14 protein-coding genes and 1 other RNA gene are annotated in these 13,381 nt (G+C 66.5%); 7 read left to right on the forward strand and 8 right to left on the reverse strand.

The features are described from left to right. Positions 1-134: 134 nt before the first annotated feature. Positions 135-770 carry a TetR/AcrR family transcriptional regulator gene (locus IC40_RS0117030; RefSeq protein ID WP_030135908.1) on the reverse strand — a complete coding sequence of 212 codons (636 nt, stop codon included), beginning with the start codon at positions 768-770 and terminating at the stop codon, positions 135-137. A 186-nt stretch (positions 771-956) separates the two neighbouring features. Here IC40_RS0117030 and IC40_RS0117040 point away from each other — a divergent pair, with 186 nt between their 5' ends. Then, positions 957-1,208: a hypothetical protein gene (locus IC40_RS0117040; RefSeq protein ID WP_030135909.1), complete on the forward strand. Its 252-nt coding sequence runs from the start codon at positions 957-959 to the stop codon at positions 1,206-1,208. Here the strand turns inward: IC40_RS0117040 and IC40_RS0117045 are convergent, their stop codons facing one another. Together IC40_RS0117045 and IC40_RS0117050 are read right to left on the reverse strand one after the other, a co-directional pair. Further along, the gene (locus IC40_RS0117045; protein WP_030135910.1) at positions 1,209-2,315 is read right to left on the reverse strand and encodes a PDR/VanB family oxidoreductase; all 1,107 of its coding nucleotides are present in this window, start codon (positions 2,313-2,315) and stop codon (positions 1,209-1,211) included. 5 nt (positions 2,316-2,320) lie between these two features. Then, on the reverse strand, positions 2,321-3,226 hold the full coding sequence (locus IC40_RS0117050) for a metal-dependent hydrolase (protein ID WP_042509636.1): 906 nt from the start codon (positions 3,224-3,226) through the stop codon (positions 2,321-2,323). A gap of 102 nt (positions 3,227-3,328) precedes the next feature. Between IC40_RS0117050 and IC40_RS0117055 the strand changes: the two genes are divergently transcribed. From IC40_RS0117055 to IC40_RS0117065, 3 genes are read left to right on the forward strand one after another with little or no spacing between them, the layout of a single operon-like run. Beyond that, positions 3,329-3,838, forward strand: coding sequence for a MarR family winged helix-turn-helix transcriptional regulator (locus IC40_RS0117055; protein ID WP_030135912.1), 510 nt, complete (start codon positions 3,329-3,331; stop codon positions 3,836-3,838). Positions 3,839-3,871: 33 nt separating this feature from the next. Further along, positions 3,872-4,243: a nuclear transport factor 2 family protein gene (locus IC40_RS0117060; RefSeq protein WP_030135913.1), complete on the forward strand. Its 372-nt coding sequence runs from the start codon at positions 3,872-3,874 to the stop codon at positions 4,241-4,243. 55 nt (positions 4,244-4,298) lie between these two features. Further along, entirely contained in the window at positions 4,299-5,048 is a 750-nt protein-coding gene (locus IC40_RS0117065) for an SDR family oxidoreductase (protein ID WP_030135914.1), read from the forward strand. 1 nt (position 5,049) lies between these two features. On the opposite strand, the gene IC40_RS0117070 is transcribed toward IC40_RS0117065, so the two are convergent. The 3 genes from IC40_RS0117070 to IC40_RS0117080 all read right to left on the reverse strand — a co-directional run bounded on the left by IC40_RS0117070 (position 5,050) and on the right by IC40_RS0117080 (position 10,159). After that, positions 5,050-6,480, reverse strand: coding sequence for an SDR family NAD(P)-dependent oxidoreductase (locus IC40_RS0117070; protein WP_030135915.1), 1,431 nt, complete (start codon positions 6,478-6,480; stop codon positions 5,050-5,052). A 40-nt stretch (positions 6,481-6,520) separates the two neighbouring features. Continuing rightward, entirely contained in the window at positions 6,521-9,358 is a 2,838-nt protein-coding gene (locus tag IC40_RS0117075; protein ID WP_030135916.1) for an MMPL/RND family transporter, read from the reverse strand. Positions 9,359-9,460: 102 nt separating this feature from the next. Then, entirely contained in the window at positions 9,461-10,159 is a 699-nt protein-coding gene (locus IC40_RS0117080) for an Ntn hydrolase family protein (RefSeq protein WP_030135917.1), read from the reverse strand. 27 nt (positions 10,160-10,186) lie between these two features. Between IC40_RS0117080 and IC40_RS0117085 the strand changes: the two genes are divergently transcribed. Together IC40_RS0117085 and IC40_RS0117090 are read left to right on the forward strand one after the other, a co-directional pair. Continuing rightward, a complete protein-coding gene (locus tag IC40_RS0117085) occupies positions 10,187-11,149 on the forward strand; it encodes a DNA polymerase domain-containing protein (protein WP_030135918.1) in 963 nt (320 codons plus the stop codon). A gap of 45 nt (positions 11,150-11,194) precedes the next feature. Continuing rightward, the gene (locus IC40_RS0117090) at positions 11,195-11,407 is read left to right on the forward strand and encodes a hypothetical protein (RefSeq protein ID WP_030135919.1); all 213 of its coding nucleotides are present in this window, start codon (positions 11,195-11,197) and stop codon (positions 11,405-11,407) included. Here IC40_RS0117090 and IC40_RS0117095 read toward each other — a convergent pair. Then, entirely contained in the window at positions 11,376-12,296 is a 921-nt protein-coding gene (locus IC40_RS0117095; RefSeq protein WP_030135920.1) for an alpha/beta fold hydrolase, read from the reverse strand. The two genes, IC40_RS0117090 and IC40_RS0117095, sit on opposite strands and share 32 nt — an antisense overlap. A 146-nt stretch (positions 12,297-12,442) precedes the next feature. Here IC40_RS0117095 and IC40_RS0117100 point away from each other — a divergent pair, with 146 nt between their 5' ends. After that, positions 12,443-12,817, forward strand: a complete 375-nt coding sequence (locus IC40_RS0117100; RefSeq protein WP_138158124.1) for a hypothetical protein — start codon at positions 12,443-12,445, stop codon at positions 12,815-12,817. Positions 12,818-12,951: 134 nt separating this feature from the next. Here the strand turns inward: IC40_RS0117100 and ssrA are convergent. Beyond that, positions 12,952-13,320: a transfer-messenger RNA gene (gene ssrA / locus IC40_RS27325) on the reverse strand. Positions 13,321-13,381 lie beyond the last annotated feature (61 nt).

The raw sequence follows: 13,381 nt of genomic DNA on the forward strand, positions 1-13,381 counted from the left end.
TCCAAAAAAACCGACACGAGTCGCCTTGCACAGCCCCGACCACGATCCGCGAAGCACATCCCCCGAGTGCTCCGCGGATCGCGTCGAATGCCGGCCCGTGCGTACCCCTCGAACGCTGACCGGCGCGGCCGAACCTAGTCCGACGCACCCGGAATGAACTGTCCCCGGCGAATCAGCGAGGCGACGGCGGTGTCCCAGCGCAGCAGTTGCTCGGGCGTATAGAACGGTGCCGGGATGTGCCGCTCGATGTGGTTGCGCAGGATCATGGCGCCGACCCGCAGGATCAGCGGGTTGATGGCACCCCAGATGGAGTCGAGGTCGGGCCGGACGAGACCCTGGGCGGAGAATCCCTCACCCTGAGCGATGCTGATCTGCAAGAGCCCGTCGAAGATGACATTGCCGATCTCGTCGCCCTGACTCAGCGCATGCGCGACGTAATCGGTGACGTCGGGATACTTGTGGAAGAGCTCGGCGAACCGTCCGCGGAGCGCCTCGGATTGCTCACCGGGCGGCTCTGGCAACGGATCGGCCTCGAGAACCTCGCCGAATACCCGCAGGACGTGTTCGTCCACCGCCGAGATCAGGCCGGCCTTGTTGCCGAAATAGTGCTGGACCAGCCCGACACTCACACCCGCCGAATCAGCGACAGTCCGTAGCGGTGTACTCGAAACGCCGTGTTGGGCAAAGGATTTCACGGCAGCACCGATGATGCGCTCCCGGGTGGACGGCTCGACCGGGGCGGACGGACGAAGGAAGACGGTGCCTGCCACCGTCCGACAATACAGCAGTGCGGCCAAACCATACAAGTGTCCAGCCTTGCAATATCGACATGGGGTACTGCAATATGCACATATGGTTCATCGCGGGGGCGATTCGGACGTATCCGAAGACATGGTTCATCAGCAGGCAATTGCTCGTACCGGGGGCGTGTCGGCAAATCTAATCCAGAGTCGGATATGAATTCCGCTCTGCGGGAGCAGATCCAGTCGATATGCGAAGTCCTGCACGGCGATCCGCACAATGCGGAGGCGTTCGATCAGCTGCGTACGGTTCTCGGCATCGGTGACCACCACCGCGTTGTCACCCAGGACAATTGGCAGCGGATGGTGCAGAAGGCCTGCGACCGGCTGTTCGACGAGCCGGACAACACCGACGCTCGCGACCTGCTGCTGGTGTTGTTGACCGCGGGCACAGAACTGACGCAGTAACTACAGGTCCAGCGTCAGCCGCTCACCGGGGAACCGTGCCCGCGATACACAGACCAACATATCGCCGGCCGCCCGCTGATCGTCGGTGAGAATCACATCGCGGTGCTCGACCTCGCCGGAAGTCACCCGCTGCACACAGGTCCCGCAGAAGCCCTGCTGGCATGAGTAACTGACATCGGGGCGCGTCTGCCGCAGCGCGGCCAGCGTGCTCTGATTCGCCGACACCGCAACAACTTCGCCGCTGCGCAGTGCCAACTCGAACGGCGCCCCGTCCACCACGGGCAACGGGGAGAAGCGTTCGACATGCAGTTCGGTGCCGATCGGCAACGCCAGCCCGACCATCTCCATCATCGGCGGCGGGCCGCAGGCGTAGACCGCGGTCGACACGTCCACGCCGTCGAGAAGGTCTGCAGCCGTGGGCAATCCAACGTCATCGGTACGCACCGTCACCTTGTCGCCGAAAGCGGCCAGCTCATCGAGGAACGGCAGACTATCCAGAGATCGCCCGGTATAGCGCAGCGTCCACGGCACCCCCTGCTGCTCCGCCAACCGGACCATCGGCAGGATCGGGGTGATGCCGATGCCCCCGGCAATGAAACGCAACCGCGCGGAACGCGATCCGGAGCCGGGCAGCGGCATCAGGAAGGCGTTGCGCGGGACGCTGACCTCCAGCTCCTGACCCACCGCCAGCCGATGTATCTCCGCCGATCCCCCGAGACCGTCGGCGTTGTGCCGCACCGCGATCCGGTATTCGTCCACCCGGTCAGGATCGCCGCACAGCGAGTACTGCCTGGTCCGTCCCGACGGCAGGTACACGTCGATATGGGCCCCGGCATGCCACCCGCGCAGCGGCTCACCGTCGACGGAAGCCAGTGTCAGCGCCACCACCTCGGGATCGCGGGCGACGATATCGCGCGCGAGCACCCGCATGGTTCGGCGGTTCACCGCCGCCGGCAACTCGGGCAGATCCTCATCGGCAGTGAGCCGCATGACCACCGAGAGGAAGTGCGGCACCGCGGCACCGGCAATGCGGATCAATCGGTCGGAGGTGGACCGATACAACCCGGGCGGCGGCTCGCCACTGTACGGTCGCAGCAGCCGCGACACTCGGCTCATGAAAAGGCGCGCGCTGCTGGGGAACTGGCCAGATAGGCCACGGCCTGCGCCGTGCTGCCCTCGTCGGCCGGGTTGTAGTCGCGCTTGAGCAAGGTCAGACCCGAACGCACCCAGAAGCCCAGCCCCGGGACGGCACCCGCCATGGCCGACTTACGCAATTTCCAGATGATGCGCGCATAGCCGAGATTCGGCAGCGACGGGTCGGCGCGCACGATGAACTTCAGACCGCGCAGCAATACGATCGGCAGTGCCGCGCTGACCATCAACCCGGCCGCGGCCTGCGCGATGTAGTCCATGCCGAAGTACTTGGCCACGTTGTAGGACACGTGGCGGTGTTCGACCTCTTCGGCGCCGTGCCAGCGGTAGAGATCCGACAGGATCGGATCGACGTCGAGCTCGTCCCAGTTGTTGTTCAGTGCCCAGGACCCGAGCACACCGGTGAAGTGTTCGGCCGCACTCAGCGCATGCGTGCCCGACGCAATCGCCTTGCGCCTATCGGCGGCACTGGCGCGCGCCAACCGTTGGTCGTACTGCGAGACCACCCACTCCAGCTGCACCAGGAAAGGTTCGGGATCGATCCCGTGCCGGCGCAGGTATTCGACGAGCACCTCATCGTGGGTTTTGGCGTGCACGGCCTCCTGCCCGATGAAGCCGATGATCTCCTCCCGCAGGTGATCATCGCGGACATACTCGAGCGCATCGGCCAGCAATTTGCTGAACCAGCGCTCGGCGACCGGCAACAACAGGTTGAGTGCGGTGGCCGAGTGCGAGGCGTAGGGGTCACCGGGTATCCAGTGCAGCGGAGGCGTCGACCAATCGAACTGGACATTTCGCGGACGCAACGCGATCTCATCCGGGGCAAACGCATCGGCCGCGCTCAGGTTGGCGCGGGTTTCAGACATCACACCATGCTGCCCGTTGATCTTGTAACTGAAACATCGGCGAGCAAACGCTGCGCGTACGGGACACCGCCGGACCGTGCCTGTAGCGGCATACTCGGCGACGTGGCAGCGAAACGGGACACATCACGAAACGGCCGTTCGGCATGGCTGAGCCCGGAACAGCAGCGCGCCTGGGTCGCCTTCATGCGCGTCCAGCTGCGGATGGACTACGAGATGAATCGGCAGCTGCAGGCCGATTCCGGGCTGTCGCTGTCGGACTACCACGTGCTGGTGGCACTGAGCGGTGCCGGCGAGGACGGTATGCGGGTAGGCGATCTGGCCGCCCATATCGGCTGGGAGCGCAGCCGGGTGTCCCATCAGTTGCGCCGGATGGAACAACGCGGATTGACCCGCCGTGAAACCGGCACCGAGGATGCCCGCACCACGAACGTGGTGCTGACCGCCCAGGGCCGGGCGGCCATCGAGCAGGCCGCACCCGCGCATGTCGATCTGGTGCGCCGGCTGTTCTTCGACGCGCTGCCCGCTCCCCTGCTGGCGCCGTTCACCACCGCCCTGGAACACATCCACGTCAATCTCAATCTGAACAGCTCGCTGCCGCCCACACCGCACTAGAATGGTGATTTATCACCCAATGAGGAGGCCCCGATGAGCGATACCGTCAGCGACCTGATGCAGGCAAACCTGCTCGCCGTCTTCAACGAACGCGACCCACGGGCCCGCGCCGACGCCATCGCCGCCACCTACGCCGACGAGGTCCGCTGGACCGACGACGAGGGCGTCGTCACCGGGCATGACGCCCTCAATGACAAAGCCGCTCAACTGCAAGCGGGCCTGACCGGTATGCACTTCGCCGCGGCCGGACCGGTCCGCCAGACCCGCGGCTTCGGCCACCTGGCCTGGGAGGTGCGCCGCGACGAGGACGATGTCGCGGTGATGACCGGATTCGACGTCGCCCTGATCACCGACGGGCGCATCACCGACCTATGGACGGTGCTGACAGGACCACCCACGGAATAGGTGACACATCACGTAACGTTCCAGTCGTCGTAGCACTTCGACGAAAGGAACGATCATGGGACAGCTCGACGGCAAGACAGCACTGGTGACCGGCGGGACCTCCGGCATCGGCCTGGCCGGTGCCAAGCGATTCGCCGCCGAGGGCGCCGAGGTCTTCATCACCGGACGCGACCGCTCCCGCCTCGACGAGGCCGTCGCCGCCATCGGCCCGCGCGCCCACGCGGTGCAGGGTGATATCAGCAAGATCGCTGACCTGGACGTTGTCGCCGACGCCATCACCGCGGCCGGACGCGGATTGGACGTTCTCTACGCCAACGCCGGTGGTGGTGACTTTGCGACACTGGCCGAGGTGACCGAACAGCACTACCGCGACAACTTCGATCGCAACGTCGCCGGCACCGTGTTCACCGTCCAGAAGATGCTCGCCTTGCTCAACGACGGCGCATCGGTCATCCTGACCGGATCGACCGCCGCCACCGAGGCCACCCCGAGCTTCGGCCTCTACGCGGCGTCCAAGGCGGCCATCCGCTCACTGGGCCGCACCTGGGCCGCCGAACTGGCCGACCGCAACATCCGGGTCAACACCATCGTCCCCGGCCCCATCGAGACGCCCGGACTGACCGGATTGGCCGGCGACGCCGAGCAGGAGAAGGCGCTGCTGGACGGTCTGGCTGCCGGTGTGGTGCTGCACCGCCTCGGCCATGTCGACGAAATCGCTTCGGCGGTGCTGTTTTTGGCCTCGGAGCAGAGCAGCTATATGACCGGCGCCGAACTGGCGGTGCACGGCGGGAAGCTGCAGATTTGAGTCACCAGTCGGCCTTGGCGTAATCCTTGAGGAAGCAGCCGTAGAGGTCCTCGCCGGCCTCGCCCCGCACGATCGGATCATAGACCCGGGCTGCACCGTCGACCAGGTCGAGCGGGGCGTGGAAGCCCTCCTCGGCCAGCCGGAGCTTGGTCGGATGCGGGCGCTCGTCGGTGATCCAGCCGGTATCGACCGCGGTCATCAGGATGCCGTCGGTCTCCAGCATCTCGGCGGCGCTGGTGCGGGTGAGCATGTTCAGCGCGGCCTTGGCCATATTGGTGTGCGGGTGGCCCGGTCCCTTGTACTTGCGGCCGAACTGACCCTCCATCGCCGAGACGTTGACGACGTACTTGCGCCGCGCCGCGGCCGCTGCCATCGCCGGACGCAACCGGCTGACCAGGATGAACGGTGCGGTCTGGTTACACAGCTGCACCTCGAGCAATTCCATCGCGTCGATCTCGTCGACATGCTGGGTCCAGCTGTTCACCGACGCGGTATCCGGCAGCAGTCCGCCGGCGTCGATGGCGGTGCCCGCCGCGATGCGCTCCGGGGAGGCGCTGCGGGCGGCCAGCGCCAGCTGGGTGAGGGCATGGGGGGTCTGGTGCTCGCCCAGGCTGCCGGTCAGGGCGGCCGGGTGCGCGTCGCTGACCCGGTCGAAGGAGATGACGTCGACCAGCTTCGAGACCAGTTCCGGCGGCGGGGTGCGCTCGGCCTCGACCAGCGCCGAGTACGAACCCGGCGACCGGCGCACGGTCTGGGCGGCATTGTTGATAAGGATGTCCAGCGGCCCGGCGGCGGCGACGGTATCGGCCAGTGCGACGACCTGGGCCGGATCACGCAGGTCGATACCGATGACCCGCAGCCGGTGCAGCCAGTCCGCGCTGTCCTCCATTGCCGCGAAACGGCGGACCGCATCGTTGGGGAAGCGGGTGGTGATGGTGGTGTGCGCCCCGTCGCGGAGCAGCCGCAGCGCGATGTACATGCCGATCTTGGCGCGCCCGCCGGTGAGCAGTGCCCGCCGCCCCGTCAGATCGGTGCGGGCATCGCGCTTGGCGTGGTTGAACGCCGCGCAGTCGGGGCAGAGCTGGTGGTAGAAGGCGTCGACGACGGTGTGATGCTTCTTGCAGACGTAGCAGGCGCGCGATTTCAGCAGCGTGCCGGCGGTGGCCCCCTTCGCGCCGGAGACCAGCGGCAGGCCGGCGGTCTCGTCGTCGATGCGCCCGGGCGCGCCGGTGGCCGTGGCGGCGATGACGGCGCGATCGGCGGCGGCCACCTCATCGCGCTTGGCGGCCCGGCGGGCCTTGCGCACCGATTTGAAGATCCCGGCGGTGGCGCGGCGCACGGCCACGGCGTCGGGGTGCTCAGGGGGTAATCCCTCGACGTCGGCGAGCACCTGCAGGCAGGTGGCCAGCTTGTCGGGGTCGATCGCGTTCACCGAGGTAGCGTACGGGCTCGGCCCTGCTGAGCGGGAATCGTCAGACGCTGATGCCGCTGTCGGCCAGCCGGCGACGGGAGGCCTCCGACCGGATGATCTTGGGCCACCAGAACCAGCGGCCCAGCAGCGCGGCCACCGCGGGCGTCATGAACGAGCGCACCACCAGGGTGTCGAACAGCAATCCCAACGCGATCGTCGTGCCGACCTGGGCCATCACCGTCAGGTCGCTGAATGCGAACGAGGCCATGGTGAACGCGAACACCAGCCCCGCCGAGGTGACCACCGAACCGGTACCCGCCATCGCGCGGATGATGCCGGTCTTCAGACCACCGTGCAGTTCCTCCTTGAACCGGCTCACCAACAGCAGGTTGTAATCCGAGCCGACGGCCAGCAGCAGGATCACCGACATCGGCAGAACCATCCAGTGCAGTTCGAGCCCGAGCAGGTGCTGCCACAGCAGCACCGACATCCCGAAGGATGCCCCGAGGGACAACAGCACCGTGCCGACGATGACGGCCGCCGCCACCAGGCTGCGGGTGATCAGCAGCATGATCACGAAAATCAGTGCAGACGCCGCGATTCCGGCGATCACCAGATCCCACTGGGCACCGTCGTGCATGTCCTTGTAGGTGGCCGCGGTCCCGGCAAGGAACACCTTCGAACCCTCCAGCGGCGTGCCCTTGATGGCCTCACGCGCGGCCTGTTTGATCGGGTCGACGTGCGCGATGCCCTCCGGGGTGGCCGGGTCGCCATCGTGACTGATGATGAACCGCACCGACTTTCCGTCCGGTGAGATGAAGTTGTCCATCCCGCGCTTGAAGTCCTCGTTGTCGAAGGCCTCCGGCGGAAGGTAGAACGTGTCGTCGTTGCGGGCATCGTCGAACGCCTCCCCCATGGCGCTCGAGTTCTCCTGCATGGCCGAACCCTGGTCCTGCATACCCTTCTGGGTCTGATACATCAGCAGCATCGATTCGCGAGTGCTCTTCAGCACCTCGATGTTCTGCGGCATGATCTCGACCAACTGCGGCATCAGGGTGTCCAGATGCTGGAGGTCCGGGAGCACGGTCTCGATATCGGTTGTCAGCACGTCGATTCCGTCGAGCGTGTCGAACACCGAGCGCAGCGCATAGCAGGCCGGGATGTCGTAACAGTGCGGCTCCCAGTAGAAGTAATTGCGCAACGGACGCATGAAATCGTCGAAATTGGCGATGTAGTCGCGCAGATCGGCCGTATCGGCGGTCAGGTTCTCGGTCTTCTCGACCATCGAATGGGTGACATCGGCCATCTGTTGGGTGACGGCCGCCATCTGCTCCATCGTCTCGATACTGGTCTGCATATCGTCGGCCTGGCGCAGCATGTCCGCGAACTGGTCCTCGCGGTACTTCTCGTTCATGGTCTGGGTGGCGCCCTGCTGGCTGAGCATGAACGGGATCGTGGTGTGCTCGATCGGTTTTCCGTTGGGCCGGGTGATGGTCTGGACCCGCGCGACACCGGGCACGGCCAGGATCGACTTGGCGATCTTGTTGATGACCAGGAAGTCCGCCGGGTTGCGAAGGTCCCGGTCGCTTTCCACCATCAGCAGTTCGGGGTTCATCCGGGCGGCGCTGAAATGCCGCTCAGCGGCGGCATATCCGACGTTGGCCGTCAGATCGGCGGGCAGGTAGCGACGGGCATCGTAATTGGTCTTGTAACCGGGCAGGGTGACCAGGCCGATCAGCGCCAGCGCCAGCGTCGCCACCAACACCGGTCCCGGCCAGCGCACCACCGTCACCCCGATGCGTCGCCAGCCCCGCGACCGGATGGCCCGCTTGGGTTCGAAGCGCCCGAACCGGCTGCCGATGGTGATGACCGCGGGCCCCAGCGTCAACGCGGCGAGAACCGCCACCAGGGTGCCGATCGCGCAGGGCACACCCATGGTCTGGAAGTAGGGCAACCGGGTGAACGACAGGCACAGCATGGCCCCGGCAATGGTCAGCCCGGAGCCCAGCACCACATGCGCGGTCCCGCCGAACATGCTGTAGTACGCCGACTCTCGATCCTCACCCGCGCCGCGCGCCTCCTGATAGCGCCCGACGGCGAAGATCGCGTAGTCGGTGCCTGCGGCGATGACCATCAGCGTCAACAGGTTCACCGCGAAGGTCGACAGCCCGATGAGCCCGGAGTTCGCCAGGAAGGCGACGATGCCGCGGGCGGCGCCGAGCTCGACGAACACCATCAGCAGGATGAGGATGGTGGTGCCGATGGACCGGTACACGATCAGCAGCATCGCCAGGATGACCCCGAGGGTGATCATCGTGACCAGGAAGATGCTCTTGTCCCCGGCATGGTGCTGATCCGAGATCAGCGGTGCGCCACCGGTGACGAATACGTGCAAACCCGGCGGCGGCGGATTCTGCGCGACGATATCGCGGACCGCGGCCACCGACTCGTTGGCCAGCGTCTGGCCCTGGTTGCCGTGCAGGTAGAGCTGAACATAGGCGGACTTGCCGTCGGCGCTCTGCGCACCCGCCGCGGTCAGGGTGTCACCCCAGAAGTCGGCCACGTGCTGGATGTGGGCCGGGTCGGACTCGAACCTGTCGATCAGGCCGTCGTAGTAGCGGTGCGCCTCGTCACCGAGGGGCTCGTCACCCTCCAGCACCACCATGGCGTTGGAATCGGAGTCGAACTCCTCGAAGTTGGCGCCGATGCGCTTCATCGCGATCATCGACGGCGCATCCTGGGCGCTCAGGCCGACGGTGTTGGCCTCGCCGACCTCTTCCAGGGACGGAACCAACACATTGGTGGCCACCACTATGGCGAGCCAGGCCAGCACGATCGGCACGGCGAGCGTGCGGATCAGCTGGGCAATTCTCGATCGCTGGCCATTGCTGGCATTCATCCGATGGCCCCGTCACTGTTACAGAATCGCTACTGCGCGTAACTTACGTAGTCCGTTTAACCATGACAACTCGTAGAGCGAACTGACAGCAAACTCACAGCTTCATTCGAAGAGCTCGTCGAGTGCGCGATGCTCCAATCCCACCCAGCGTCGGACGTCCTCGCGGACGGCGTCGACCTCCTCCGGCGAGAGATGGTGCGCGCCGTCCTCGGGTGTGATCCGGCACAGATCCATCGGTCCGCCGATACTCGGCGAGGACGCATCCAGCGCGTCGAGCACCCGCAGGGCGGCCACCATGCCGTACTCGATATCGCGTTCGGGCATCCGGAAATGCGACAGCAGGGCGTGCGCCTGCTGCGCCATCGCCGCGCCGCTGCCGATCGCCTGGAATCCGGTCTCCTCGTGGTGGCCGATCAACGCGTGCGGGTCGAGGTCGACGATGAACGGCCGGTCACCCACGTAGCCGGCGGCCAGCAGATAACTGGCCGGCGTGCCCGCGCTGTCCTCGCCGGGCACATCGGTGATGAAGTTGTCGTAGTGGTGGGTCAGGATCGGCTTGACCCGGGCCTGGATCGCGTGCCCGATCTCCTTGGCCTCGACGATCGCGTCGGCCTCGTCGTGGAAAACCTGTTCGACGTCGTAGAGCACCGCACGCGACCCACTGCCACCCCACGCCGCGCTGTCCCCGAGCGGGTGCAGCTTCTGCGCCGGGTAGGTCAGTCCCCGCCCCGGATCGGTGATCTGGGAATCCGAGCCCAACACAATCCCGTTGGCGCACCGCACGGCAAGAACGACGGTCATGACCCGATCCTATGGTGGAGTGGAGAGATGACCGCGGACGAGCAGCGGGCCGGCGTCGAGCTGACCAACCTGGATCAGCCGCTCGGGCCCGACGCCGGAGCCACCAAACGTGACCTGGTGGACTACCTGGACGCGGTCGCCGACCGGATTCTGCCCGTGCTCGCGGGTCGGCCGCTGACGGTGCTGCGGGTGTTACGCGGCCGGGCACCGTTCATGCAGAAGAACGTCCCCAAGTACACCCCGGACTGGGTGAAGACGGTGCCGGTGTGGGCCGCGGCGTCCCACCGTGAGATCCACTACGCGCTGTGCGATGACCGGCGCACGCTGCTGTGGCTGGCGAATCAGCGCGCGATCGAGTACCACCCGGCGCTGGGGTTGGCCGCCGATATCTACCACCCCACCCATCTGATCCTCGACCTCGATCCACCCGACGGTGCGGACTTCGCCGCAGTGGTGGCGGTGGCGCTGCTTGTCCGTCAGGCACTCGCCGATACGGGCTTAGCCGGCGCCGTGAAAACCAGCGGGTCGCGCGGGGTACACATCTTCGTGCCGCTCACCGAGGAAGCAGCCGGAGACGATGTTGCCGCCGCCACGCGGGCTTTGGCGGCGCACACCGAGGCACTCGATCCGTCCATTGCCACAACGGCTTTCATCGTCGAGGACCGGGTGGGCAAGGTGTTCGTCGACGCCACCCGATCGGGTGGGGCGACGGTGGCCGCGGCCTACAGTCCGCGGCTGCGTCCGCGCATCCCGGTGTCGTTTCCGGTGTCCTGGTCGGAGCTGCCCGAGGTGCACCCGTCGGATTTCACCGTGCACACCGCACTCGAACGCCTCGGCGACGGTGATCCCTGGGCGGCCGAGATGCCCGCGCCGCAGCGACTGCCGGCCGATCTGATCGCGCAGGGCCACACCATCCCGGTGGCCCGGGTCGCCGCGATGCACGAGGGCAAACGGCGGGCCAAGGCGCGCCGCGAGCAGGGCTCGGTTTGATCACAAGCATTGCCCGGCGGTGCCCGCCGCTGTTGGACTGGGCGGGTGTGGACACTGGCGCTGATCGTGGTGGTCGCCGTCGCGGCCGCGACGGGCGGTTACACCGTCGGCAGGCGTAGCCAGACGCGCACCCGTCGGGTGTTCCTGGTCGGCTTCGTCTGTGGTTCGGTGGCGGGCGCTCCGATACGGCGTCGGCTGATGCGCCTGTTCGCGGTACCCCGCCCGGTCAGACCGCTGATTGCTGCGCAGCGCCGATGAAGTCGACGCCGGCGTTGATCGCCGCGCGGTGCCGCAGAATCCGGTAGTGCGCCAGCCGGCCGAGACCGCGGGTGGTGACCAGCTGCGAGTCCGGCCAGTCGTCCATGAGCGCCATGCTGTAGTGGTACGGCGCGTCCGGGTCATCGGGGTCGTGGATCACCAGCAGCGGTGTCGGGGTCTTCAGGTTCGACCCGATGACCCCGAGATCGGTGTCGAACAACGGCATTTCGATGCGCTTGCTTAAGCGGCGGTGCAGACCATCGCGGATGCGCGGCCCGAATCCGTGCCGCTCGGCGAACAGGTCCAGATAGAACCCGAAGTCACCCATCGGCGCCAGGAACACCATGCGCTCGATCTCGGTGCCGCGGGCCAACGCCAACGCGGCGGCCTTGGCGCCCAGCGAGTGCGCGATCACCGCACGGGCCGGCCCGTGTGTGCGGACCACCGCGCGGAACGCCTCGGTGCACTCCACGAGATGCGTGCGTCCCTCGGACAGCGAACCGGTCTCGGAGTCGTTGTGCGCGGGCAGGTCGAAGGCGATGACGCGGTACCCGGCATTGATCAATGGCTTGACGAAGACGCCGAGGTGGGCGCGGCAGCCACCCCACCCGTGCACCAGGTACACCGCGGGGCCCTCGCCCCAGGCCTCACCCGCGATGCGGTGCCCGTCCCAGAAGGCCTCGATCGGCTCACTGGGCGGCACCCCGGGTGGCATCCGCAGGCTCGCGTCGACCTGCGGCGGGGTGCACCACAGCTCGGTGGCCCACTTGGCACCGATCGCCGGCGCGAACCGTTCCAGCAGGCCGAGGGCCCGGCGGATGCGCGGTTCGACCGGCGGCTCGATACCCGAACCGGCCTGATCCCCGGAGTGCGCGCTGTCGCCGACCATCAACTGTCCCCTCGCCCCATGTCGCCGATCCTAATTGTGGAGGCCCGCGCACTGGCAAACTGTGCGTCGTCGAACCGAGCACTGCGTTGTGCGTATGGCGATGTCCGACCCGAGTTCGCCGAGAACGCCCGAGATGAGGAATGTCAATGCGTACAAGCACTGTGGTCCGCGTCATCGGTCTGGCCCGTACGTTCGGCGGACTGTCGGCGTATGTCTGGCCGGATGCGTTCGCCAAGTACGGGCAGCTCCCCGGTGGCGGCGGCAATACCGATGCCCGCTACGTCGCGCAGTTGTTCGGGGCCCGCGATATCGTCGTCGGCCTCGCCACGGTCGCCGGGCCGGCCCAGCGCACGGGACTGTGGATGGGTGTGGCGTTCGACGCCTTCGACACCACGTCGAATCTGTTGGCCGGCCGCGAGGGAAAGCAGGCGCAGTGGGTCGGTGCGGCGAGCACGCTGACGGCCGGGTTCACTGCATTCGGGGTGCTGGTGGGCCGGCGCTGGGCGGCCGAGGAGGCGTAACCCCTCACGAAAGTGAACAAGATGGCGAGTTTTCGGCGATTTCTCGCCATCAACTTCACTTTCGAGCGCGGCGAGCGCGGATAGCGCGGCAAGCGCCCACGAAAAAGGCCCGGACCTCGCGGTCCGGGCCTTTCTTGTGGAGCTGCCGGGAATTGAACCCGGGTCCTACGGCATTCCCTCAAGACTTCTCCGTGCGCAGTTCGCTAAGTCTCTACTCGGATCTCCCGGTCACGCGAACAAGCCGAGATGACGATCCCAGTCGCTGTTTGATGTCCCCACGGGTCCCGCGACCGAACCCGTGGGTGGGTCCCTCTAGCTGATGCCAGGGTCCGGGCCGAGGGCGCTCCCGGTCTGACAGACACACCGTCGCTTAGGCAGCGAGGGCGTAGTCGCGCTGATTGGAATCGGCGCTTAATTGGTTGCAACGACGCTTACGGTGGTCTCTTGCCTGCACCGGCACGCTTCCCTTGATTCGATGCGCGAAGTCGAAACCGTTCAGCCCCTCGCACCCCCGCCGAGGTTCGGCAGGACTTTCCATACTAACGGTTTGTACAACCGAGGCCA

Origin of the sequence: Mycolicibacterium neoaurum ATCC 25795 (genome assembly GCF_000691525.1) — a bacterium.
In the GTDB taxonomy this organism is placed as follows: Bacteria; Actinomycetota; Actinomycetes; order Mycobacteriales; family Mycobacteriaceae; genus Mycobacterium; species Mycobacterium neoaurum.

What these genes read in the sequence shown, in the direction of transcription:
- IC40_RS0117100 (WP_138158124.1), top strand. Translation starts at nt 12,443, where the DNA reads ATGCGTACAAGCACTGTGGTCCGCGTCATCGGTCTGGCCCGTACGTTC.
- IC40_RS0117095 (WP_030135920.1), bottom strand. Translation starts at nt 12,296, where the DNA reads ATGGTCGGCGACAGCGCGCACTCCGGGGATCAGGCCGGTTCGGGTATC.
- IC40_RS0117040 (WP_030135909.1), top strand. Translation starts at nt 957, where the DNA reads ATGAATTCCGCTCTGCGGGAGCAGATCCAGTCGATATGCGAAGTCCTG.
- IC40_RS0117065 (WP_030135914.1), top strand. Translation starts at nt 4,299, where the DNA reads ATGGGACAGCTCGACGGCAAGACAGCACTGGTGACCGGCGGGACCTCC.
- IC40_RS0117050 (WP_042509636.1), bottom strand. Translation starts at nt 3,226, where the DNA reads ATGTCTGAAACCCGCGCCAACCTGAGCGCGGCCGATGCGTTTGCCCCG.
- IC40_RS0117080 (WP_030135917.1), bottom strand. Translation starts at nt 10,159, where the DNA reads ATGACCGTCGTTCTTGCCGTGCGGTGCGCCAACGGGATTGTGTTGGGC.
- IC40_RS0117075 (WP_030135916.1), bottom strand. Translation starts at nt 9,358, where the DNA reads ATGAATGCCAGCAATGGCCAGCGATCGAGAATTGCCCAGCTGATCCGC.
- IC40_RS0117085 (WP_030135918.1), top strand. Translation starts at nt 10,187, where the DNA reads ATGACCGCGGACGAGCAGCGGGCCGGCGTCGAGCTGACCAACCTGGAT.
- IC40_RS0117060 (WP_030135913.1), top strand. Translation starts at nt 3,872, where the DNA reads ATGAGCGATACCGTCAGCGACCTGATGCAGGCAAACCTGCTCGCCGTC.